The organism is Gottfriedia sp. S16(2024), from assembly GCF_050473765.1.
Taxonomy (GTDB): domain Bacteria; phylum Bacillota; class Bacilli; order Bacillales; family Bacillaceae_G; genus Gottfriedia.
Genome location: NZ_JBFLUO010000001.1, coordinates 4,643,628 through 4,666,311 on the forward strand (window position 1 = coordinate 4,643,628; position 22,684 = coordinate 4,666,311).

The window sequence follows — 22,684 nt, forward strand, 5'->3', positions numbered from 1 at the left end:
TAAATTAAGAGTGAATTGCTAATCCTTCTACAGCAAGTGCTGCTTCACCAATTGCTTCTGATAATGAAGGATGTGGATGAATTGTATGAGAAATTTCCCATGCAGTTGCATCTAATACTCGTGCTAAACCAGCTTCAGAGATCATATCAGTTACATGAGGTCCAATCATATGAACACCTAGAAGATCATTTGTCTCTTCATCAACAATTATTTTAACAAAACCATCATGCTCACCGTAAACTAAAGCTTTACCAATTGCACGGAACGAGAATTTACCTTTTTTAACTGTGTAGCCTTTTTCTTTTGCTTCACGCTCAGTTAAACCAACAGATGCAACTTCCGGATTACTATAAACACACTTACTTACCATTGTTGGATCTAATGGAAGTGGTGAATTACCTGCAATATGCTCAACTGCAATTGTACCTTCTCTTGAAGCAACATGTGCTAATTGTAGGCCACCAATTACATCACCAATCGCATAAATATGTGATTCTTTAGTTTGGTAATTAGCATTTGTTTGGATAAAACCATTTTCAACTACGATGTCAGTATTTTCTAATCCGATACCTTCAACATTCGCTTGACGACCAACAGATACTAACATTTTTTCAGCAGTGAAAGATTTCTCAGTATCTTTATGAAGTGCATTAATTCTTACACCATTATCGATTATTAAAGTTTCAGCTAAAACTTTCGCATCAGTAACTAATTTAATCCCTTTTTTCTTTAATAATCTAGTCATTTCTTTAGAAATTTCTTCGTCTTCTAAAGGTAAAATAGTTTTACTATACTCGATTACTGTTACCTCAACACCAAAATCTGCTAACATTGAAGCCCACTCAATACCTATTACACCGCCACCAACGATAATAATTGACTCAGGAAGTGACTCCATTTTTAACGCCTCATCAGATGACATTACATGCTCACCATCAATAGTTAATCCAGGTAAAGACTTTGGTCTTGAACCAGTTGCGACTAAAACGTTCTTAGGAATTAGCATTTCGTTCTCGCTACCATCGTTCATTTCTACTGAAATTGTTCCTGGCATTGGAGAGAAGATTGAAGGACCTAAAATACGTCCTAAACCGTCGTATACATCAATTTTCCCTTGTTTCATTAAGTGTTCAACACCTTTATGAAGCCCGGCAACGATATTTTCTTTTCTTTGTTGTACTTTGCTAAAATTTAATGTTACGCCTGATGTTTCAACACCAAACTCTTCACTTTTTTTAGCAGTTGAAAAAACTTCTGCACTACGTAATAATGCTTTACTTGGGATACAGCCTGCATGTAAGCAAGTTCCACCTAGTTTATTTTTTTCTACTACTGCTACTTTTAATCCTAATTGAGAAGCACGAATAGCAGCTACATAGCCACCTGTACCGCCACCGAGTACGACTAAATCATATTCTGTTGCCATGATGAAATTCTCCTCACATTTATACTAAAGATTTAACTGCAAATTCTCCAGGATAGATTTTTGCTTCTTCTTCTTCTCGAAGTACGCGAAGTGCACCTTCACAAAGAGCTTGAAGTTCATTTTCACCTGGTAAAACAATTACACGTGCCATCCATTTAACTCTTTTTGTTATTTCATTAACAATAAAATCACTATAAGCAATTCCACCAGTTAATATAATTGCATCAATATTACCCTCAAGTACAGCTGCTGCACTTCCAATTTCTTTTGCGACTTGGTAAGCCATTGCTTCATATACTAAAGCAGCTTTTTCGTCACCATCTTCAATCATGTTTTCGACTTTAATTGCATCAGCCGTTCCAAGATAGCTAACTAATCCACCTTGACCAACCATCATTTTTTGAACTTCGTTAATATAGTAGTCACCAGAGTAACAAAGTTTTATTAAATCGCCAATTGGTACAGTTCCAGCTCGCTCTGGACTGAAAGGTCCTTCACCATCTAAACCATTATTTACGTCAATTACGCGTCCTTTTTTATGAGCACCAACACTCACACCTCCACCCATATGGGCGATAATAAGGTTTAAATCGTTATATGACTGTTCTAACTGTTTTGACACTTTTCGTGCTACAGCTTTTTGGTTTAAAGCATGGAAAACACTTCTTCTTTCCATAAGTGATTGTCCGCTGATTCTTGCAACCGGATTTAATTCATCTACAACTACTGGATCAACGATAAATGCTGGGATGTTTAATCCTTGTGCAATCTCATTAGCAATGATCCCACCAAGATTTGAAGCATGCTGACCACTATAGCCAATTTTCAAATCTTCTAACATGATTTCATTTACAGCATAAGTTCCACCTTCGATTGGTCTAAGTAGTCCACCTCGACCACATACAGCACTTAATTTTGAAATGTTAATGCCTTCTTTGTGTAATACCTCTAAAATAACATTTTTTCTAAATTCATATTGATCAATTATTGTTTTGTAATTATTTAATTCTTCATCGTCATGGCGTATTGTTTGTTCAAAAATTGGTTTTTCATCATCAAATACACCAACCTTTGTGGATGTGCTGCCAGGATTAATTACTAAAATACGATGCATTGTCAACACTCTCCCTTCTAAGTTTACCTTACCTTTATAACTAGAAAGAAAGAGGTACTATTACTTCACTCTTTCTTTCCACCTAAAAAATAAAGGAATGTTAATTAATTTTTATTTAGTCAATTATCTTCTGCTTAAGATGTTGTGACCATTTGATAAGAATTGGCTACGAGATTTTGCCATTGTAGCAATACGCTCTTCAGCTAAACGGTCTGCAGCTAAATATGTTGGAATACCGTCACGTTTAGAAATTTCGATAACTTTTGCAATGTTATCATATAAGCCTTCAACTTTTTTCATTGCACGGTCGTAGTTATATCCATATAACTCATCAGCAACGTTGATTACTCCACCAGAATTAATTACATAGTCAGGAGCATAAACGATTCCTAATTCATGGATTAAATCACCATGACGAGTTTCTTTTAATTGGTTATTTGCAGAACCTGCAATAACTCGCGCTTTTAATTGTGGGATTGTTTTATCGTTAATTGTTGCACCTAAAGCACATGGCGCATAAATATCACATTCTACTCCATAAATATCATCAGGATCTACTGCTGTAGCACCAAATGCTTCTACTGCACGTTGTACAGCTTCTTTATTAATATCAGTTACGATTAATTGAGCGCCTTCTTCATGTAAGTACTCGCAAAGGCTGTAAGCAACATTACCAACACCTTGGATTGCAATTTTTTTACCTTCTAAGCTGTCAGTACCAAATGCTTCTTTTGCAGCAGCTTTCATACCACGGTATACACCGAATGCAGTAACTGGAGATGGATTACCTGAAGAACCGAATGATGGTGAAATACCAGTTACATAATCAGTTTCTTCATGGATTAAATCCATATCTGCTACAGTAGTACCTACGTCCTCAGCAGTAATATAACGACCATTTAAGCCTTGGATATAACGACCAAATGCACGGAACATTGCTTCGTTTTTATCTTTACGTGGATCACCGATGATTACAGTTTTTCCTCCACCTAAGTTTAAGCCAGCAGCAGCATTTTTATAAGTCATACCTTTTGCTAAACGTAGAGCATCTTCAATTGCTGCTTCTTCTGATTCGTAAGTCCACATTCTTGTTCCACCTAAAGCTGGACCTAATGTAGTATCGTGGATTGCAATAATTGCTTTTAATCCTGATTCTTTATCTTGGCAGAAAACAACTTGCTCATAATCATAAGTTTCTAAGTATTTGAAGATTTCCATGTAATAACAGCTCCCTTAAATTGTGTAAGTTTAGTTTTTAGAATTACATATAGCTAATGCTAATGAATATAATTTTGTCATTGCAGAGTCAGAACGCGATGTTAAAACAATCGGTGCCTTTGCTCCAGCAATAAGTGCAGCCACTTCTGAGTTTGCCATAAAGACTAAAGATTTATATAAAATATTTCCAGTTTCTATTGTAGGAACTAATAAAATATCAGCTTGCCCAGCAACTTCTCCAGTTAAGCCTTTATGTTTTGCTGCTTCAACAGAAATGGCATTATCAAGCGCTAATGGTCCATCAACAATACAATTTTTAATTTGTCCTCTTGTATTCATGACAGTTAGTGTTGCTGCATCTAGCGTTGCTTGCATTGCAGGATTTACTACTTCGACAGCTGCCAGTACAGCAACTTTAGGGGTTTCTAATCCTACTTTCCTTGCAATTTCAACACTGTTTTCAATAATTTTCACCTTTTGATCTAACGTAGGTGCTATGTTCATCGCAGCATCCGTTACGATTACTGCATTTTCTCTACCTGGTACGTCGAATATTGCAACATGTGATAAAACACTTTTATCTCTTAAACCATATTCTTTGTTCAATACTTCTTTTAGAAGAACTGAAGATGAAAGATTACCTTTCATTACAATTGAAGCTTCACCAGAGCGAACAGCTACAACTGCATTTTTAGCAGCCTCTTTGTTTGAATGAGAATGAACAATTTTTATTCTTTCTGCAAATTGTTCGTTTTTTAATAAATCTTCATACATTTCATAGATAGCTTGCTCATTTCCGAAAAGTAAGAAATTTGCTAAATCATTATCTAACGCTATTGAAACTGCTTCTTTTACTTCGAAGTCCTCAGCAACAGCTACAGCAACAGTTTGCCTAGAATGATTTTTCGCACGTAACATTATATCTGTTAAATTCATTGAAAGCCCTTCCTTTCATCCCCTTGCACTATATAAAGCAATTAGCGTGCCAACTTTCAAAAAAGGATAGAACTATTTTAAAAATAGTTGAAAAGCCTTACATTACCAACATTCTAGTACCAGGTACTAGTAACACCAATAAATCTATTCTACAACAATATTTTGAAAAATGACAGTAATTGTATGCAAAAATATTCATAGCACGCAAATTATTGCGTGCTATTTTTTGCAGTGTGGTATTTTTCCAATTTATAATACAAATTCCTTACTGATATTCCAAGCTCTTTTGCTGACCTTGTTTTATTACCATTATTTTTCATTAATATCTTTTCAATAATTTCACCTTCATAATTTATAACCATTTCATCAAGGGAGCTTATTTCTTCAATATGAACTTCGTTATGACTAACAGTTTGTTCTTGCTTAACTTGTACGATCGCAGATAAATGTTCAGGTAAGATTTGTTTTTCATTAAATTTCATGAATATAACCGCTCTTCCTAACACATTTTCCAATTCCCTTACATTACCTGGCCAATTGTAACTTTTTAATTTATTTAATGCTGATAATGAGATCCCTTCAACATTTCGACCGTAATCTTGATTTATTTTTGCTAATAGTCTCTCACTAATTGGTAAAATATCTTCAATTCGATCCTTTAATGCAGGAATAATAATAGGAAGCTTATTTAAACGATAATAAAGGTCTTCTCTAAACTTTCCTTCAATAATTGCTTCCTCAAGATGAACATTCGTCGCAGCAATCACTCGCACATTAATAGGAATCGACTTTGTCCCACCAACACGTCTTATTTCTTTCTCTTGTAGGACCCTTAATAGTTTGGCTTGCATCGCAGGTGATAATTCTCCAATTTCATCTAAGAAAATACTACCATTATTCGCTTCTTCAAAAAGTCCTCTTTTCCCACCACGTTTTGCGCCAGAAAAAGCACCTTCTTCATAACCGAATAATTCACTTTCCAATAAAGTTTCAGAAATCGCAGCACAATTCACTCGAACGAATTTATTATATTTGCGATCGCTTTCATTATGAATCGCATGAGCAAACAATTCTTTACCTGTTCCAGATTCCCCACGAAGTAGTACGGTAGCAGGAGTGCTCGCAGCCAACTTAGCCTGCATGATTGCTAAATTGATTCCTTCAGATTCACCAGCTATATCCTCGAATGAATATTTCGCCTCTAATGTTCTAATAATTTGACGCGCTCTATGTAGTTCATTCGTTAACTGTGAAATTTCAGAAACATCGTGGATTACTCCAACACTACCTTTTAATTTTCCGTCTACGATTACAGGAGCTACATTAACTAGTACATCACGATTTTGCTTTCCGACTTTCATGCGTACTCCACGAACCGCTTGTTTTGTTTTCAATACTTTTAAATGAACACTTTCACCTTCAGTAATATCAATCGTTGCATGTTTACCGAGAACTTGTTCGCTTGATAATCCAGTCAATCTTGTGTATGCGGGATTAATAATAATTCCATTACCTTTTTCATCTACAACTGAAATTGCTTCATCCGAACTTTGAATGACTGCTTCAAGCATGCTATAAACTTCTTTTAAATTTGTGACTTCTTCTGCTAAATCGATTACTTCAGTATCATCTTTAAAAACAGAAATTGCACCTTCAAGTTCACCATCTTCTCGAAAGATTGGAATACGAGTCGTAAAAATCTTACTTCCATTAATTAATATATGTTCTTGATTGATTTCCTTCTTTTTCGTTTGAAGAACTCGAGGTAATTTACTAGTCGGGACAACATCCAATATATACCTACCAATTGCAGCATCTTTATCAGTATGTAACATTCTTTCTGCAGAGCGATTAAATAAAAGAATTTTTCCCCATTTATCAACGACAATCATCCCATCGTGAGTGTTGTCCAAAATTAGTTCCTGCTGCCTTTTTTTATTATTGATTAAATTAAAAAGTGATTCTTTTTCTTGAACAAGATCAGATATCATTTTTGCAACAGAACCCGGGATCACTAAAGTATTCTTAGCTTTATATTCGATTATTTCCTCGTATATAGCTTCATCTCCAGTAGTATTTATGACAACATCAATCTCATCGTTTAAATTCGACTTCCAATCCTTTAGTATTGGAATATGTAAGCTTTTAGCAAATTCTAAACCTTTAGCCTCTTTTATCATATCTACTACTGCAACAACATGAAATAAATCAGAATGTGATAGAAGTTTTAATACGGCTGTACCTCCTGTCCCCATTCCGACGATCATTACGTTTTGTTTCATCTTAGTTCACCTACTAATTTCAACAAATTATTAAACACATTAGACTATTATATATATAAAGTTATTCTTTCGTCTATTTCAAATGTTTTATAAATCTTGACAACGCTATACTTGTATATGATTATGAAGAAAGAGAATTACGTAATTTTATACTTTATTGTTACTTTTATCGGAGGAATTAATTAACATGAAAGAATCATTTACACGTATGTTAGCATTCGTTGTGATTGTTGTACCAATAGCTTTAGCAGTTATCGGAATTAAATTACTTCGTGACACGGTATTTCTAATCCATTCTTTTGGCATTCCAAATCTTCCATTGCAATTATTAATCGGACTTGTTTCATTAGGTGTCGGTTTTTATTTAGTCGGAAGCTTTGTATTATTTAGAGATCGTAAACGAAACAAAGTCCAAGGTAAATTTTTAAAAAGATAATTTTTGTGAGCGTAAAGTAACATTTGCTTATGCGGGGACTCATTAAAACCAAAAGATAAATAACAAAACAAAAAAAGTGCTAATGTAAGCACTTTTTTTATTTGCTAAGAAGCTGACTTCTGACTTGGAAAGCAAGCTCTGGATAGTCAGTAATAATCGCCGTACACTTGACTTCAAATAACCGTTTCATAACAGATGTTTCATTAATTGTATACGGTCTTACAGCTATGTGATGTTCCATTGTTTCTTCTATTTGTTCATCAGTAATAATGCGATAATTAGGATGAATTGCATTTGCTTTAAAATCTTCAGCAATTTTCCATGGCTCTTTACTTCTTCTATTAAAAAGAACTGCGGTTTCAATGTCTGGTGCCATTAAGTGGAATTTAAGCATACTTTTATGATTAAAGGAAGATAAAACGATTCTTTTTTCATATTCATATGAACGGATTAAATTTATTACACGTTCCTCAAGTCCATGGTATTCGATTTTATCATTTTTGAGTTCAACATTGATACTAAAATTATTTCCTTTTGCCCAATCAAAAACTTCTTTTAAGGTTGGAATCGTACACCCTTTAAATTGGCGTTTAAATCGATAACTAGCATCAAATTGCTTTAATTCAGCTAAAGTATAATCTTTTACGAAACCTTTACCGTTAGTTGTACGATTTATTGTTTCATCATGAATAACAACAATTTCACCATCTTTTGATAAATGTACATCTAATTCAATTCCGTCTGCCCCTAAATCTTCACATGCCATAAAAGAAACCATTGTATTTTCTGGGTAGGTTCCTGCAGCACCTCTATGACCAATAATATCGACCACTGAAATTCCCCCTATGTGAGAAAATATGTACTTTCTTCTTTTTCTTATTGTATACTAATTTTACGAAACTAAGGAGGATTATTATGCGACCATTGCAAATTTCGCCTGAAACGGCAATTTTACTTTCTAAGAAATTAAACGTTCCTTTAGAACAAATTATGCATATGCCACAGCATATATTAATGAAAAAGTTGATGGAATTAGATTCGACTAAAAACGAAGAAGCATCTGAGGATAACGAATCTAAATAGTAATTTAGCATAAATAAAGAAGGTAGAAGTAGTTTTTCTACTTCTTTTTTTATGCACCTTTTTTCTTAATTCTATCTTTAAATTACACTTTTATGTAAAATTGTACAAATAATTAACAATTATGAGCTAAATTTAATTTAAACTTCCTTTCATATTAATAAGTTTTCAAGTAAAATGTAATGTATTGTGTATATTTTATAACGAAAAGTATTTATGGAGGTATTTTTAAATGTTACCTGATTGGTTAATTGGTTTGATCATGGGGATGGTAGAAGGATTAACAGAATTTTTACCTGTTTCTTCTACAGGTCATATGATTTTAGTTGCTGATTTATTAAATTTCACGGGTGAGAAGGCTTCATTTTTTGAAGTAATTGTTCAACTTGGTTCAATTCTAGCAGTAGTGGTTGTTTTTTGGAAACGACTATGGTCAGTACTAGGAGTTAAATCAGATGGTTATAGAAAAACGAACCTCAACTTAATTCATATTATTATCGGTGCTATTCCAGCCGGAATTGTTGGGCTTATATTCCATGATTTCATTAAAGATGTTTTATTCTCACCTAAAACTGTTGTAATCGGATTAGTAGCCGGCGGTATTTTATTAATTGTTGCTGAAAAAGTCTCTAAACAACCTAAATCATCCGATTTAGATCATATCTCATATAAACAAGCTTTTATTATTGGATGCTTTCAAATGTTAGCTCTATGGCCAGGATTTTCACGTTCAGGCTCTACAATAGCTGGGGGATTATTATTTGGTTTAGATCGAAAAACTTCTGCAGAATTTACTTTTATTTTAGCAGTACCGATGATGATCGCTGCAAGTGGATTAGATCTAATTAAAAATATCGATATTTTAAGTGCTTCAGATTTACCATTATTCGCAACTGGATTCATCACTGCGTTCGTTGTAGCACTACTTGCGATCGTTTCTTTCCTAAAATTATTAGAGAAAGTAAAATTAACAGGTTTTGCAGTTTATCGTTTTATTGTAGCAATTGTTTTCACGATTGTATTTATTTTCTAATTAAAAACTATAAAGAAATAGGACAACCATATAATGGGGCTGTTGACAAAATGGGAAAGGAGATTTAACTCCTTTCCCATTTTGTGTTTTCAGACTAATTCAACGTGGTCAAACCTTTTCTTATCACATTTTCTTGTTTAATTTATTACTTTAACCATTCTTTTTAAATTCAATGCCAACGCCGAAAAGAGGCATTGTTCAAGAATTTTTTGAATGCCCCTTTTATAAGTTTTATATAGATTATGTTTTGTTTTCATCGTCCCAAAAGTACCTTCACACCAAACTCTTCTTTGTTTTTGAATCTGTTTATATTCACTGGTCTTTGATCTTTTTAGATTTTCATCGATTAATTCATGTGCGATTGGTCGTGAAATGGCTTTTTTGATTGATTTTTTTCCGAAACATTTTTCTCGAAATGGACAAATTTTGCAATCTTTCGCTTTTGCTGAATAGATTTTGGAGTAATGACCATTACTTTTCTTTAAATGAGTAAACGGAAGTTCCTTATGATTTGGACAAATATAACTGTCTGTTTCATTGTTAAATTTAAATTCATGATAAGACATAGTGTCATAAGCTGTTTCTTTTTTTGTTGGGGTAATATATCCTGTAATTTTTAATTTCTTTAAGCCATGATGAATAGGGGTTGTATCGTACCCACGATCAGCTCCGACTTTTTTTATATCTAGGTCAAACTTTTCTTGTAGGATTGTTAATCTTTCTATAAAAGGTTCACAATCGTTAACGTTCCCAGCACTTGGATGAATATCTACAATGATTCCATTTTCAGTATCAATACTAGTATGTGCTAAATAATGAGGTCCTGAAGGTTTTCCTGAACGATGTAACGATCCTGAATCAGAATCTGTTCGAAAGACAGCGACTGTTTTTAAAGTAGGATCACTTTTTGGCTCTCTTCCTTTTTTCTTTTTACCTGAATCTATTCTTTTTTTTTCATGTTCTTTTTCAATTTTTTTTGCTTCTTCTTCAAGTGTATTTATGTATTGTGATGGTGTTTTTTCTAAAACCATTCTTTGAACTTTCTCTTTTGCGGCACTAGCTTTTATATGTGTCGAATCTGTCACAATCACAACTCCATAACGAATCCTTTTTCAATACAAAGACTAATAATGTGGTCAAAAATTTCTTGAAATACCGAACTATCTTTAAATCTTCTACGTCTATTTTGACTAAATGTTGAATGATCTGGCACTGGGTCGGATAAATCCAAACCTAAAAACCAACGATAAGCTATATTTAAAATGACTTCTTGTTCCAGTTCACGTTCAGATTCGATATTAAATAGATAGCCAAGTAATAACATTTTAAATAAAAGGACTGGATCTAAAGATTTTCTTCCTAATTTTGAATAATACTTTTCCATTTTATCGTATATAAACGTGAAATCTATTTTGTCTTTAATTTGGCGTAAAATATGGTTACTAGGTACAAAATCATTTAAATCGATGAACTCTAATTTATTTTGACAATCTTCTTTTCGACCCATCATAAGAATTCCCCCAATAAAAAAACCTATATAGAATAATTTCTACACAGGTTTACAAATTCCTATTTAATTCGTCAACAGCCCCTATAATGGGATGTCCTATTTTTTTATTGCTGTATACAACAATACTCTAGTCTCCATTTTAATCAGCTTATTTTACAAATGGAAAAAGGCTATTCGTACAACGTATACGAATAGCCTTTGTAATATATATGTTAGTTATTTAAATTTAAAAATTGTTGTCTATTGGCGAAAGCCCTACCTCTCTTTCGCAATTCGGCTCCAGGGCCGTTCCATTAGGCAGCTTGTTTCACAACAATCTTCACTAACAGACACTACTACTAATTTTAAACAAGGTTGAAATAGCTGACGCGTCATGGAATACGTCCAATTTTCTTCCAAATTTCGTAGTAATAATATCCTTTTTCTAAATGTTTCAGTGGCGCAGTAAATATTATAGCATACTAAAAATTATTACGCAAACTAATTTTTAATATCATAGAAAATCAAAGGACACGTACTTTACATTTTTTCAAAATGAAATATTGAATTTCGTTGTTATGGAGCATATTGAACTAACAGCTTTTATGAAAATTTTGAATTAAATCGATAAACTCATTTTCAACAACAAAAGAAAACGTTGTCTACTAAAGACAACGTTTTCTTTTGAAAAAGTATAATTGCTAATGCGAAAAAATACCGAAGATCTCGTAAGAAGTTATTCGCTAAGAGAAATGTCTGTGGAATCACTGTCAGAAGCTAATCGGGATTGAATTTTTCTTAAATAATTAATAATAAAAATAAATTATGAAGCTTTATGCTCTAAACGTAATTTATCAGCTACCATTGCAATAAATTCTGAATTTGTTGGTTTTGCCTTTGACATTGAAATTGTATAACCAAATAATGTAGAAATACTATCGATATTTCCACGGCTCCATGCTACTTCAATCGCATGTCGAATTGCACGTTCAACTCGGCTAGCTGTTGTATTGAACTTTTTAGCGATATCTGGATATAAAACTTTTGTAATTGAACCTAAAAGCTCAATATCGTTGTATACCATCGAAATCGCTTCACGTAAGTACATATATCCTTTAATATGTGCAGGTACCCCAATTTCATGGATGATACTTGTGATACTAGCATCTAAGTTACGTGGCTTGCTTTCGTAATTTGAAACTAGAGAAGGTGAATTACGTTTAGTTACCGAACTACCCTTTCCTACAACTTGACGGATATTGCTGATTAAATGCTCCATATCAAATGGTTTTAAGATAAAATATGATGCACCAAGATCAACAGCTTTTTTAGTAACATCTTCTTGACCAAATGCAGTTAGCATAATAACGTTTGGAATTTTTTCAACTAAGCCAGCGCGTAAACGATCTAAAACCGCTAATCCATCTAAATGAGGCATAATAATATCTAAGACTAGTACATCTGGCTTTTTATCTTTCACTAGAGGTAAGCAGTCTTGTCCATTAAACGCAACACCAACCACTTCCATATCTGTTTGTGCGTTAATGTAGTTTTCTAACATAATAACAAGTTCTTTATTATCATCAACTAATAATACTTTAATTTTCTCCACGCCCGTTCCTCCCTACATCCTCAATAGTGAATTTTCATTACTTATTACCGATAATTTCGACAATAAAAATTTATTTCCTGTTTTTATTATAAATTCTGAATATTTTTATTAATATAGATAGTTTTCTTCAATTTCTTCTAGCATTCGACGATTGGTTTAAAAACTACTATGTATTAAGTCGAATTATACATATAATTCATTATATAAAAAATGAAATAGTATGTAAATTTATAATTTTTAATATAAATTTACAATTCTGTAACATTAGCCGTCATATCAATCATCCTCTACATTAAAATTTTTTTAATTTTTCATTGTGCTAATAGTATATTACCATTTTTTTCCTATTTTGACTTAATTTTAACTAAATACACGACAAAATTTAATATGTGTATTTTTCAGTACTGAAATATAAATTGTTATCTTATGCTATAAACCAATTCACAAAAGGGTATTTTAAAGTGCCTTTACGTGCTCTTCATATAATGAGTAAGTTACTTTGAACGAAGGGTTTAACACTTGTAGGAGATGCAATAGAGGCCTCCTGAGCCCCTTAATGATCGTCTCACGGAAATCGATTATGTTATAGGGGAAATAAACTAAAACACATAAAAAATACACCTACATAATTTGATAGGTGTATTTTTTAAATCAAGAAGCCTTTTTATTTTGATAATCATAAATCGGTACCTTAGCCTCATCAAGCATCCATTCAATATGAACCCCATATCCACTAGTGGAATCATTTACAAAAACATGTGTAACTGCTCCGATTAATTTTCCATTTTGAATGATTGGTGAGCCGCTCATTCCTTGTACAATCCCGCCTGTTTCTTTAAGTAAACGTTTATCGGTTACCTTTAAAATAATCCCTTTAGTTGATGGGAATTTTTGTTGAATACTACTTACTATCTCTATGTCAAATGCTTCTACTTTATTATCATGTATTACGGTAAGTATTTTAGCAGGACCTTTTTTCACTTCATTTGATAATGCAATGGGTAATGGTTGAGACATGATCCCATTGTCAATTTTATTGTTAACCTTACCGAATATTCCAAATGGACTATTTGAAGTGATATTACCAATTGTTCCACGATCTAGTGCAAAATGCGCTATTTTTTCTCCTGGTGAACCATCTGCACCTTTTTCAATTGCAGTAACTGTTGAATAGACTATATGCCCATCTTCTACTTCAATGGCTTTTCTCGTATCACTATCAGAGATAACATGTCCTAGTGCACCATATTTTAATGAATTAGGTTCAATAAATGTCATCGTGCCAATACCAGACGCCGAATCTCTTATATATAATCCAATTCGATAGCTATTATGACCTTGATCACGAATAGGTTGTAACATTTTTGTGTAATACTTACCCTCGCGTTTTACAGTGATTTTTATAGGCTTTCCATACTTTCCTGCTTTTTGAATAAATGGTAATACATCTGACATTTTTTCGATTTGTTTACCATTCATTTTTATAATCATGTCTCCAACTTTAATACCGGCAATTTCACCTGGAGACTTTTGTCCTAAATTAGTATTTACTAAATGATGTCCAACTACTAAAACACCTACTGAGTTAAGTTTTACTCCTATTGATTGTCCTCCTGGTATTATTCTTAAACTGTTTAATACTTTTACATCCACCTTTTTACTTGGTAATTCATTCATACCAAGTGCTACATTAACAATTTCTTGTTGATCTTTATTTTTTATGGTAGATGAAAATACATTATTTTGATTTATATTAAACACGCCAATACCAACTATAAATAAAAGGAGAAGAATTTTTATTATTCGTTGAACATTTATTTTTTTCACAAGCGAATCACTCTCCTTAGCGCCAAATTTCATTTTTTTTAATTCGTGGCTATGTAGTTAATGTTAGCTTTGTAAAAGCAAAATATGATTGTAAAAATATGATAGATTCTTTAACGTATAATGTTGTATTAGTATGTTTCATTTAGCATTTTCCAATTACTAATTTATCAATAATTCCCATAAAAAAAAGAGAATATTTAATGTATAGAAAAAAATTTCTATCATCAAACATTCTCTTTTACGTTCATTGAGATTGGTATTTTGCAGAAGCTGCCTGATCGATCAATTCTTTAGCGTGTTGAATCGTTACATCTGTAATTTCAACTCCAGCGATCATTCGTGCAATTTCATTAATTTTTTGATCATTCCGTAATGGTGTAACAGAAGTTTTCGTTCGATTCCCATCAATTAATTTGGCGATAAATAAATGCGTATCTGCCATAGAAGCAACTTGTGGTAAGTGAGTTATACAAAGCACTTGAGAATCTATCGATACTTTGTGTATTTTTTCCGCTATTGCTTGTGCTACCCTTCCACTAACCCCTGTATCAACTTCATCAAATATAATTGACGTAATCCCTTGATGCTTCGTGAAAATGCTCTTTAATGCTAAGAACATCCTTGAAAGTTCTCCACCAGAAGCAACCTTTGCTAATGGCTTTAAAGGCTCACCTGGGTTTGTTGAAATATAAAACTCAACAAAATCAAATCCATCTTTTTTAAATCTAATATGTTTTTCATCTACAATCGGATCTGATTCTTGTCCTTCTTCAACATCAAACATAATTTCAAAGGTTGTTTTATCCATATAAAGCTCTTTTAATTCTTTATGTATATCAGCAGTCAAGTTGATTGCTAATTCTTTTCTTTTATTTGAAAGAGCCGAAGCCGCATTAATTAGCTTGATTGTTACATTATCTAAGTCTTTTTGTAACTTCTCTATATGCATATCTTTATGTTGAATAGTATCCAACTCTTGTTCGATATTTTCTGCGTATTTTAAGATATCAGCAACACTATGGCCATACTTCTTTTTTAACATAGAAATCTCACTTAAACGAGTTTCAATTTCGTTTAATCGATTTGGATCATATTCCATTTGTTCAATGGAATCACGTAATCGATACGATATATCCTCTAATAGGTAATAGCTACTACTGATTCCTTCATGCATTTCTTTAATGTCATTATCAATATTCGCTACTGACTCTAAAGAATACATACTCGACCTGACCGAATCTAACCCTGATCCATCCTGTGATAAACCTTGATATGCTTCAACTAAAGATTTATATATGCGTTCAAAATTTGAAATTTTGAGTCTTTCTTCCATCAATTGATCGTCTTCATTTTCTTGCAAATTCGCACTTTGTATTTCTGTTAGCTGAAATTGAATTAGATCTAACCGATGAGCCATTTGTTGTTCGTTTTCAGTTAATTGCTTTAACTGTTTTTTTAAGTCTGTATAGTTATTAAATATATTTTGATATTCAGTATTCAAAGGAGCAATTGCTTTCTCATCATATTGTTGTAACATCGGTAAATGATGCTCTTGGTCCATTAAATCTTGGCTCTCATGTTGCCCATGAATATCAACAAGTAAGCCACCAATTTCCTTAAGTATAGAAGTTGTCACTAATTTCCCATTGATACGGCATACACTTTTACCAGATGAAGTAATATCTCTTTTTAAGATGATCATTTCATCTTCAATGTCAAAGCCTAATTCTCTGCATCTAGAATAAATTAGATGATTCTCATTTTCGATATGAAATAAGCCTTCAATTTCTGCTTTTTCAGTATCATATCTTACGAATTCTGCAGATCCACGACCACCAAGTAACAGACCGATGGCGTCAATAATGATCGACTTCCCCGCTCCTGTTTCACCACTTAGTACAGTTAAACCCTTTTCAAATGAAATGGAAACTTCCTCAATGATTGCAAAATTTTTAATGATAATTTCAGATAACAATGAGTTTCTCTCCTCTTTTTAAAACCATTCTCCTATTGAAGCATGTCAATAAATTTTTCTTTTAAATCATCAGCATCTACAGGTGTACGACAAATGATTAAGATCGTATCATCACCACAGATAGTACCCATAATTTCTGACCAATCTAAATGATCTATTAATGCACCAACTGCATTTGCATTACCTGGCAAAGTTTTCATTACAATTAAATGGCTTGAACTGTCAATTTTAATAAATGAATCAATTAAAAGTCTTTTTAATTTTTGTAATGGATTAAATCGTTGATCTGCAGGTAGGCTATATTTATATCGACCATCAGATAACGGTACTTTTACTAGATGTAGTTCTTTTATATCACGTGAAATCGTTGCTTGGGTTACTTTAAACCCTAAGTCTCTTAGTGATTGTACTAATTCATCTTGTGTTTCGACTTCATTTTTTGCGATAATTTCTCGTATTTTTATGTGACGCTGACCTTTATTCATAATACACCTCTTTGCAAATTCCGACAAATATCTTACTTAAAGTTTATCTTAACTAATCTACTGGTTATTGTATATATTTTTTTAAACGTTTTCATAAAATGCATTTTTTGAGCATATTTTTTCTTTTCTTTTTTATTATGTTCGAATCCTAATTTCTTAATTTGAAAAAGGAGAAAAGGAAACCTATTTGGTTTCCTTTTTATTATTTTACCTTCTTTAATTCACTATGTGCTTCATTTACAATTTCCATTGGTAATCGATTTAACTCGCTATTTCCAATTTCCTTTGAACCTTCCCAATGAAGGTGAATTAAAAATTCAATGTTACCGTCTCCACCAGTTATAGGAGAAAAAGTTAAAGCTTTTATATCATATCCTTGGCGAAGCGCAAAATCGGTCATCATTTCAATAACTTGTTCATGCACTTTTGGATCGCGTACAATACCCTTTTTACCAACTTGCTCTCTACCAGCTTCAAATTGGGGTTTAATTAACGCGACAACATCACTTGAAGGTACTAATAATGTTTTTAGGACTGGTAAAATCAAACGTAACGAAATAAATGATACGTCAATTGAAGCAAATTGAGGTAACCCTTCAATTAAATCTTCTGGTTTAACATAACGAAAATTTGTTCGTTCCATTACAATAACACGTTCATCCTGCCTTAATTTCCAAGCAAGTTGATTGTATCCAACATCAAGTGCATATGATTTTTTTGCCCCATTTTGAAGGGCACAATCTGTAAATCCACCTGTTGAAGATCCAATATCAATCATAATTTTATCTTTAACTGATAGATCGAACGTGTTGATTGCTTTTTCTAATTTGTACCCTCCACGGCTCACATAAGGCATAACTTCACCTTTAATTTGTAAAGGGAGTTCCATATCTATTTTTTCTCCAGGCTTATCTAATCTTTGCTCGTTTGTATAGACAAGTCCTGCCATAATTGCTCGTTTAGCTTTTTCACGTGTTTCGATTAAACCACGATCTACTAAAAGTACGTCTACTCGTTCCTTTTTTGCCATTTATATGTCATCCTCTTATTTATTACAAACCATTTCACGGATTTTCTTAACCGATTCATCTTTTGTTAAATGAATTTCATCAAGTAATTTATCAACATCACCATGTTCAACAAATAAATCCGGTATACCAATACGTTCTACGCGGACGTTTTGAAAATTATTTGAACTTGCAAATTCTAAAACAGCACTTCCAAAACCGCCTTGTAATACTGCTTCTTCGATTGTTAAAATCGGTTTTCCGTCCTTAAAGATATCATTTAACATTGCAGTATCCATCGGTTTAATAAATCTTGCGTTTACTACTTTAACAGAAATATTTTCCTTCTCTAACTCATCCGCTGCATCTAGTGCCATTTTTATTGTTGTACCAAAAGTTAAGATAACTGCATCAGAACCTTCTTTTAATACTTCCCATGATCCAATCGGAATTTCTTTTAATTGCTCATCCATTGGTACGCCTATACCATTCCCCCTAGGGAAACGCAGCGCAATTGGGCCATCGTCGTATTGAATTGCAGTGTTTACCATATGTTGGCCCTCATTCTCATCTTTAGGCATCATTAAAACTAAGTTTGGTATATGACGTAGGAAGGCAATATCAAACACACCTTGATGAGTTTCACCATCCGCACCTACTAATCCTGCACGATCGATTCCAATGAATACATTTAAATTTTGTCTACAAATATCATGTAATACTTGATCGTATGCTCTTTGAAGGAATGTTGAATAAATTGCTAAAAACGGCTTCATTCCTTGCGTTGCTAATCCAGCTGCTACTGTTGCCGCATGCTGCTCTGCAATACCGACATCAAAAATTCGGTCAGGTAATTGAGCTTGGAAGTTTTCCAATTTTGAACCTACAGGCATCGCTGGAGTAATCGCTACGATTCGCTCATCTTTTAAAGCTAATTTTAATACAGTATCACTAACAAGTTTACTCCATGCTGGTGGTGCTTTATCCGGCTTAATTAACTTACCAGACTCTACTTTATAAGGACCTGTGCCATGCCAAGTTCCAATATCATCACTTTCTGCTGGCTTGTATCCTTTTCCTTTTTTCGTTAGAACATGTACTATTACCGGGCCTTTAGTTTTCTTAGCATATTCAAGGGACTCAAATAAGTCTTCAAAATTATGACCATCAACTGGTCCAAAATAAGTGAATCCCATTTCCTCAAAAAACATCCCTTGTGTAACTAAGTATTTAAGGCTATCTTTTAATTTTTTTGATGTACTTGATAGTTTGTCTCCGATTCCAGGAATTTTTTTGATCACACCTTCAAGTTCACCTTTAGCCCAACGGTATTTCCCAGTTGTTCTCAGTCTTCCTAAAATGCTATGTAAAGCACCTACGTTCGGAGCTATAGACATTTCATTATCATTTAAAATAACGATGACATCTTTTTGCTCATGACCAATATGGTTCATTGCTTCAAGTGCCATCCCACCAGTTAATGCACCATCTCCGATAATCGGAATAATGTATTCACCAGTTTTTTTTATATCTCTAGCAATAGCCATCCCCATTGCCGCAGATAGTGAAGTCGAGCTGTGTCCAGTTTCCCATACATCATGCTCACTTTCATTTCGTTTAGGAAAGCCACATAATCCTTTAAATTGTCTTAGTGTTGTAAATTCTTTCGCTCGACCAGTTAATATTTTATGAACATATGATTGATGTCCTACATCCCATAAAAATTTGTCTTTAGGCGAATCAAAGACTTTATGTAATGCAATCGTTAATTCAACAACTCCTAAATTTGGCGCAATATGACCCCCAGTCTCAGAAAGCTGTTGAATAAGAAATTTACGAATTTCTTCACTTAATACTTCTAATTCACCGTTCGTTTTATTTTTTAAAAAGCACGGATTTTCAATTGTCGTAAGATCCATCTTGGATCACTCACCTTCCTAGATGTTAAATCTATATAAATAATTCATTATTATGTAATTTTATCTATAAAATGATTTTACCATACTTGTAGTTAAACGCTAGTTTCTTAAATGACTAACTCTTAACACCATGTATCATAATACCATTTTTATTAAAATCTGTTTAATGTTTTTTATTTTTATAGAATAAAATTATCGATATTTTTTAAGCAAAATGAAAAGAAAGCCGCTAGCACAGATGTGTTAACGGCCTACATTTCTGTATATTTTATTAACAACATTAACACGTTTATAAAGTAGTTACATTATACATAAATGAATAAATCTATTCAATGGACATGGAATTAATTACATAATCAAAGATAATCAAAAACTGCGATTTTCAACAAAATCACAAATTGAGATTAAGTAATCATCTTTAATCCCACATGCTCGAACATGTTGTTTAGCTTCAGTAATAAAAGTATGAAGCCTTTCTTTAGCACCCTCGACTGAATATAACTTTACATAGGTAGTTTTATCATTTTCTATATCACTACCCACTGGCTTACCGAGTACTTCTTCATCACCTATTACGTCTAAAATATCATCTTGTATTTGAAATGCGATACCGAGTTTATAGGCAAATTGCGTTAGGTGAGATAATTGTTCTGCTGTTGCTTTTGATATAATTGCACCTGCAATTACTGGATACATTAGCATCTTACCCGTTTTTCTTTCATGGATATATTGCAACTCTTCTCCACTAAGCTCTTTACTTTCACCTTCCATATCTGCTACCTGACCGGCAACCATACCTTCAGGACCTGCAGCAATCGCTAACTCACTAATTAATTGTATTTTCACTTGATCAGACACATGAAAATCATTCATTTCCGTAATTAATTTAAAGGCGTATGTCAATAAGCCATCCCCTGCTAATACCGCAAGATCTTCGCCAAATACTTTGTGATTTGTCGGTTTTCCTCTTCGAAAATCATCATCATCCATACATGGTAAATCATCATGAATTAATGAATAAGTATGAATCATTTCTAAAGCACATGCAGGTTTTATCCCTATTAATGGGTCATTACCAAATGCATCTAGAGTTGCGAAAAGTAAAAGAGGTCTAATTCTTTTCCCTCCACCTTGCAATGAATAGGACATAGATTCTTTTAATTTTTCTGGTGCTTTTAATCTTTCAACCGATTTAATCATTTCATCATTTACTATTCTACTGGAATACTCCATAAAATCTTTGAAAGTGTTCATATTATTCCTCCTCAACAGTAAAAGGAGTTTGTTCACCCTGTTCATTTAATATAGAAGTCATTTGTTTTTCAACTTTTGTAAGCTTCTCTTGACAAATTTGAGATAGCTTTATACCTTCTTGAAAGTATTCGATCGCTTTTTCAAGTGGTACGTCACCTTGCTCTAATTTTTGTACGATCACTTCAATTTCTTTTATTGCTTCTTCAAAAGAACGCTCATTTTGTGACAATTGATTCACTCTCCTTTTACTTCAAGTACTTCACAATTTAATTTCCCATCGGTCATTTGTAATTGGAATCGGTCTCCGCTTTTTGCCTGTTTAACCGATTTCATCAATTCGTTATCATTTTTATATGCTAATGAATAACCTCTAGCCATAACTTTTAACGGACTAAGTGCATCAAGTGTATGAAGTATTCTTTCCATTTCAAATTTCTTCTGGGTAACTAGCCGATTAAATTCTTTTTGCAAAGCCATATGTAATTGCTGGTGCTTTTGCTTTTCAAGCTGAACTCTATTACTTGGGTGATGTATTAGTAGTGACGAATTTAGTTCTTTTTGCTTGTTTATTTTAGACTTAACAATTTCATTTATTGATGTATGTAAACGCTCGTTAATCCGGTCAAATTGCTCTTGTTTTGGATGGAATAGTGAATTAGGATATCTAAAAACATAAGCATCTTGAACTGCCTTTAGTTGCGCTTGTTTTCGTTCAATAATCGTATCCATCGCTTTATTAAGTCTTGATTTTCGAACAGTGAATTGCTCAAGTATTTCTCTTTGGCTTAACGAAACTAATTCTGCTGCAGCCGTTGGCGTAGGTGCTCGGAGATCAGCAACATAATCCGCAATTGTCGTATCCGTCTCGTGACCCACTGCGGAAATGATTGGAATTCTTGATTCAAAGATTGCTCTCGCTACTATCTCTTCGTTAAAGGCCCACAGTTCCTCTATTGATCCTCCGCCTCGTCCGACTATTAACACATCTATTTCTTTCATTCTATTAGCAGTTTCAATTGACTTCACAATCGACGCTTTCGCCCCTTCACCTTGTACAAGAGTTGGAATGACAACAATTTTCCCAATCGGGTATCTTCGTTGAATCGTTGTAATAATATCTCGAACTGCCGCACCGGTTGGTGAAGTAACAACCCCGATTACACTAGGAAAAGAAGGAATCTTTTTCTTAAATTTCTGATCAAAGAGTCCTTCTTCTAATAGTTTTTTCTTCAATTGTTCATAAGCTACAAAGAGACCGCCAACACCATCAGGTTGCATGTCTCTTATGTAGATTTGATAGCTACCAGATCCTGGGTATACATTTATTTCACCTTGTACGATAACCTGCATACCATCGGTTGGTTGAAATGCGATATTTGCATTATAGGATTGAAACATGACCGCTGCAATTCTAGCACCATCATCTTTTAACGTAAAGTAATAATGACCGCTAGATGAATGACGTTTAAAATTTGAGATTTCTCCACGGAGAAGTATATTTTGCAAATTACCATCCGCTTGAAATTTTGCTTTTAAATATTTAGTTAATGCGGTAACAGTAACTGGTAGCTTTTCCGTCATGCATAGCCCT

The 22,684-nt window shown here is 33.3% G+C and carries 19 protein-coding genes and 1 pseudogene; 3 read left to right on the top strand and 17 right to left on the bottom strand.

From position 1 onward, the window contains the following. Window positions 1-4: 4 nt before the first annotated feature. From lpdA to AB1282_RS22395, 5 genes are all read right to left on the bottom strand, one after another. Window positions 5-1,426 carry a dihydrolipoyl dehydrogenase gene (lpdA, locus tag AB1282_RS22375; protein WP_056475220.1) on the bottom strand — a complete coding sequence of 474 codons (1,422 nt, stop codon included), beginning with the start codon at window positions 1,424-1,426 and terminating at the stop codon, window positions 5-7. 19 nt (window positions 1,427-1,445) lie between these two features. Then, window positions 1,446-2,546, bottom strand: coding sequence for a butyrate kinase (gene buk, locus AB1282_RS22380; RefSeq protein ID WP_056475217.1), 1,101 nt, complete (start codon window positions 2,544-2,546; stop codon window positions 1,446-1,448). Window positions 2,547-2,663: 117 nt separating this feature from the next. Further along, window positions 2,664-3,758, bottom strand: a complete 1,095-nt coding sequence (gene bcd / locus AB1282_RS22385; protein ID WP_056475213.1) for a branched-chain amino acid dehydrogenase — start codon at window positions 3,756-3,758, stop codon at window positions 2,664-2,666. 30 nt (window positions 3,759-3,788) lie between these two features. Beyond that, complete coding sequence (yqiS, locus tag AB1282_RS22390; protein ID WP_056475209.1) at window positions 3,789-4,694, bottom strand: phosphate butyryltransferase; 906 nt, start codon at window positions 4,692-4,694, stop codon at window positions 3,789-3,791. Between the two features lie 209 nt (window positions 4,695-4,903). Beyond that, complete coding sequence (locus tag AB1282_RS22395; protein ID WP_429900474.1) at window positions 4,904-6,976, bottom strand: sigma 54-interacting transcriptional regulator; 2,073 nt, start codon at window positions 6,974-6,976, stop codon at window positions 4,904-4,906. A gap of 187 nt (window positions 6,977-7,163) precedes the next feature. Here AB1282_RS22395 and AB1282_RS22400 point away from each other — a divergent pair, with 187 nt between their 5' ends. Continuing rightward, entirely contained in the window at window positions 7,164-7,412 is a 249-nt protein-coding gene (locus AB1282_RS22400; RefSeq protein WP_114346315.1) for a DUF2627 domain-containing protein, read from the top strand. A gap of 97 nt (window positions 7,413-7,509) precedes the next feature. Here AB1282_RS22400 and AB1282_RS22405 read toward each other — a convergent pair whose 3' ends face one another. Continuing rightward, window positions 7,510-8,244, bottom strand: coding sequence for a glycerophosphodiester phosphodiesterase (locus AB1282_RS22405; RefSeq protein ID WP_286131761.1), 735 nt, complete (start codon window positions 8,242-8,244; stop codon window positions 7,510-7,512). Window positions 8,245-8,327: 83 nt separating this feature from the next. Between AB1282_RS22405 and AB1282_RS22410 the strand changes: the two genes are divergently transcribed. Together AB1282_RS22410 and bacA are read left to right on the top strand one after the other, a co-directional pair. Beyond that, complete coding sequence (locus tag AB1282_RS22410) at window positions 8,328-8,495, top strand: YycC family protein (protein ID WP_082459603.1); 168 nt, start codon at window positions 8,328-8,330, stop codon at window positions 8,493-8,495. Window positions 8,496-8,724: 229 nt separating this feature from the next. After that, a complete protein-coding gene (gene bacA / locus AB1282_RS22415; RefSeq protein WP_056475200.1) occupies window positions 8,725-9,525 on the top strand; it encodes an undecaprenyl-diphosphate phosphatase in 801 nt (266 codons plus the stop codon). Window positions 9,526-9,662: 137 nt separating this feature from the next. Here the strand turns inward: bacA and AB1282_RS22420 are convergent, their stop codons facing one another. The 11 genes and pseudogenes from AB1282_RS22420 to xseA all read right to left on the bottom strand — a co-directional run bounded on the left by AB1282_RS22420 (window position 9,663) and on the right by xseA (window position 22,674). Further along, window positions 9,663-10,610, bottom strand: a complete 948-nt coding sequence (locus tag AB1282_RS22420) for a transposase (RefSeq protein WP_429900477.1) — start codon at window positions 10,608-10,610, stop codon at window positions 9,663-9,665. Between the two features lie 2 nt (window positions 10,611-10,612). Then, window positions 10,613-11,035, bottom strand: a complete 423-nt coding sequence (locus AB1282_RS22425) for a transposase (RefSeq protein WP_429900479.1) — start codon at window positions 11,033-11,035, stop codon at window positions 10,613-10,615. 802 nt (window positions 11,036-11,837) lie between these two features. Then, window positions 11,838-12,626: a sporulation transcription factor Spo0A gene (spo0A, locus tag AB1282_RS22430; RefSeq protein WP_056475196.1), complete on the bottom strand. Its 789-nt coding sequence runs from the start codon at window positions 12,624-12,626 to the stop codon at window positions 11,838-11,840. A 651-nt stretch (window positions 12,627-13,277) separates the two neighbouring features. Further along, window positions 13,278-14,387: pseudogene (spoIVB, locus tag AB1282_RS22435) on the bottom strand (SpoIVB peptidase); the annotation flags it as partial. Between the two features lie 310 nt (window positions 14,388-14,697). Then, window positions 14,698-16,428, bottom strand: a complete 1,731-nt coding sequence (gene recN, locus AB1282_RS22440; RefSeq protein WP_056475189.1) for a DNA repair protein RecN — start codon at window positions 16,426-16,428, stop codon at window positions 14,698-14,700. Between the two features lie 32 nt (window positions 16,429-16,460). Continuing rightward, window positions 16,461-16,913, bottom strand: coding sequence for a transcriptional regulator AhrC/ArgR (gene ahrC / locus AB1282_RS22445; RefSeq protein ID WP_056475186.1), 453 nt, complete (start codon window positions 16,911-16,913; stop codon window positions 16,461-16,463). A gap of 202 nt (window positions 16,914-17,115) precedes the next feature. After that, complete coding sequence (locus AB1282_RS22450) at window positions 17,116-17,943, bottom strand: TlyA family RNA methyltransferase (RefSeq protein WP_056475182.1); 828 nt, start codon at window positions 17,941-17,943, stop codon at window positions 17,116-17,118. A 15-nt stretch (window positions 17,944-17,958) separates the two neighbouring features. After that, complete coding sequence (dxs, locus tag AB1282_RS22455; RefSeq protein ID WP_056475180.1) at window positions 17,959-19,839, bottom strand: 1-deoxy-D-xylulose-5-phosphate synthase; 1,881 nt, start codon at window positions 19,837-19,839, stop codon at window positions 17,959-17,961. A 366-nt stretch (window positions 19,840-20,205) separates the two neighbouring features. Further along, complete coding sequence (locus AB1282_RS22460; RefSeq protein ID WP_056475177.1) at window positions 20,206-21,093, bottom strand: polyprenyl synthetase family protein; 888 nt, start codon at window positions 21,091-21,093, stop codon at window positions 20,206-20,208. A gap of 1 nt (window position 21,094) precedes the next feature. Beyond that, window positions 21,095-21,322, bottom strand: a complete 228-nt coding sequence (locus AB1282_RS22465) for an exodeoxyribonuclease VII small subunit (RefSeq protein WP_082459601.1) — start codon at window positions 21,320-21,322, stop codon at window positions 21,095-21,097. Window positions 21,323-21,327: 5 nt separating this feature from the next. After that, window positions 21,328-22,674, bottom strand: coding sequence for an exodeoxyribonuclease VII large subunit (gene xseA / locus AB1282_RS22470; protein WP_429900482.1), 1,347 nt, complete (start codon window positions 22,672-22,674; stop codon window positions 21,328-21,330). Window positions 22,675-22,684 lie beyond the last annotated feature (10 nt).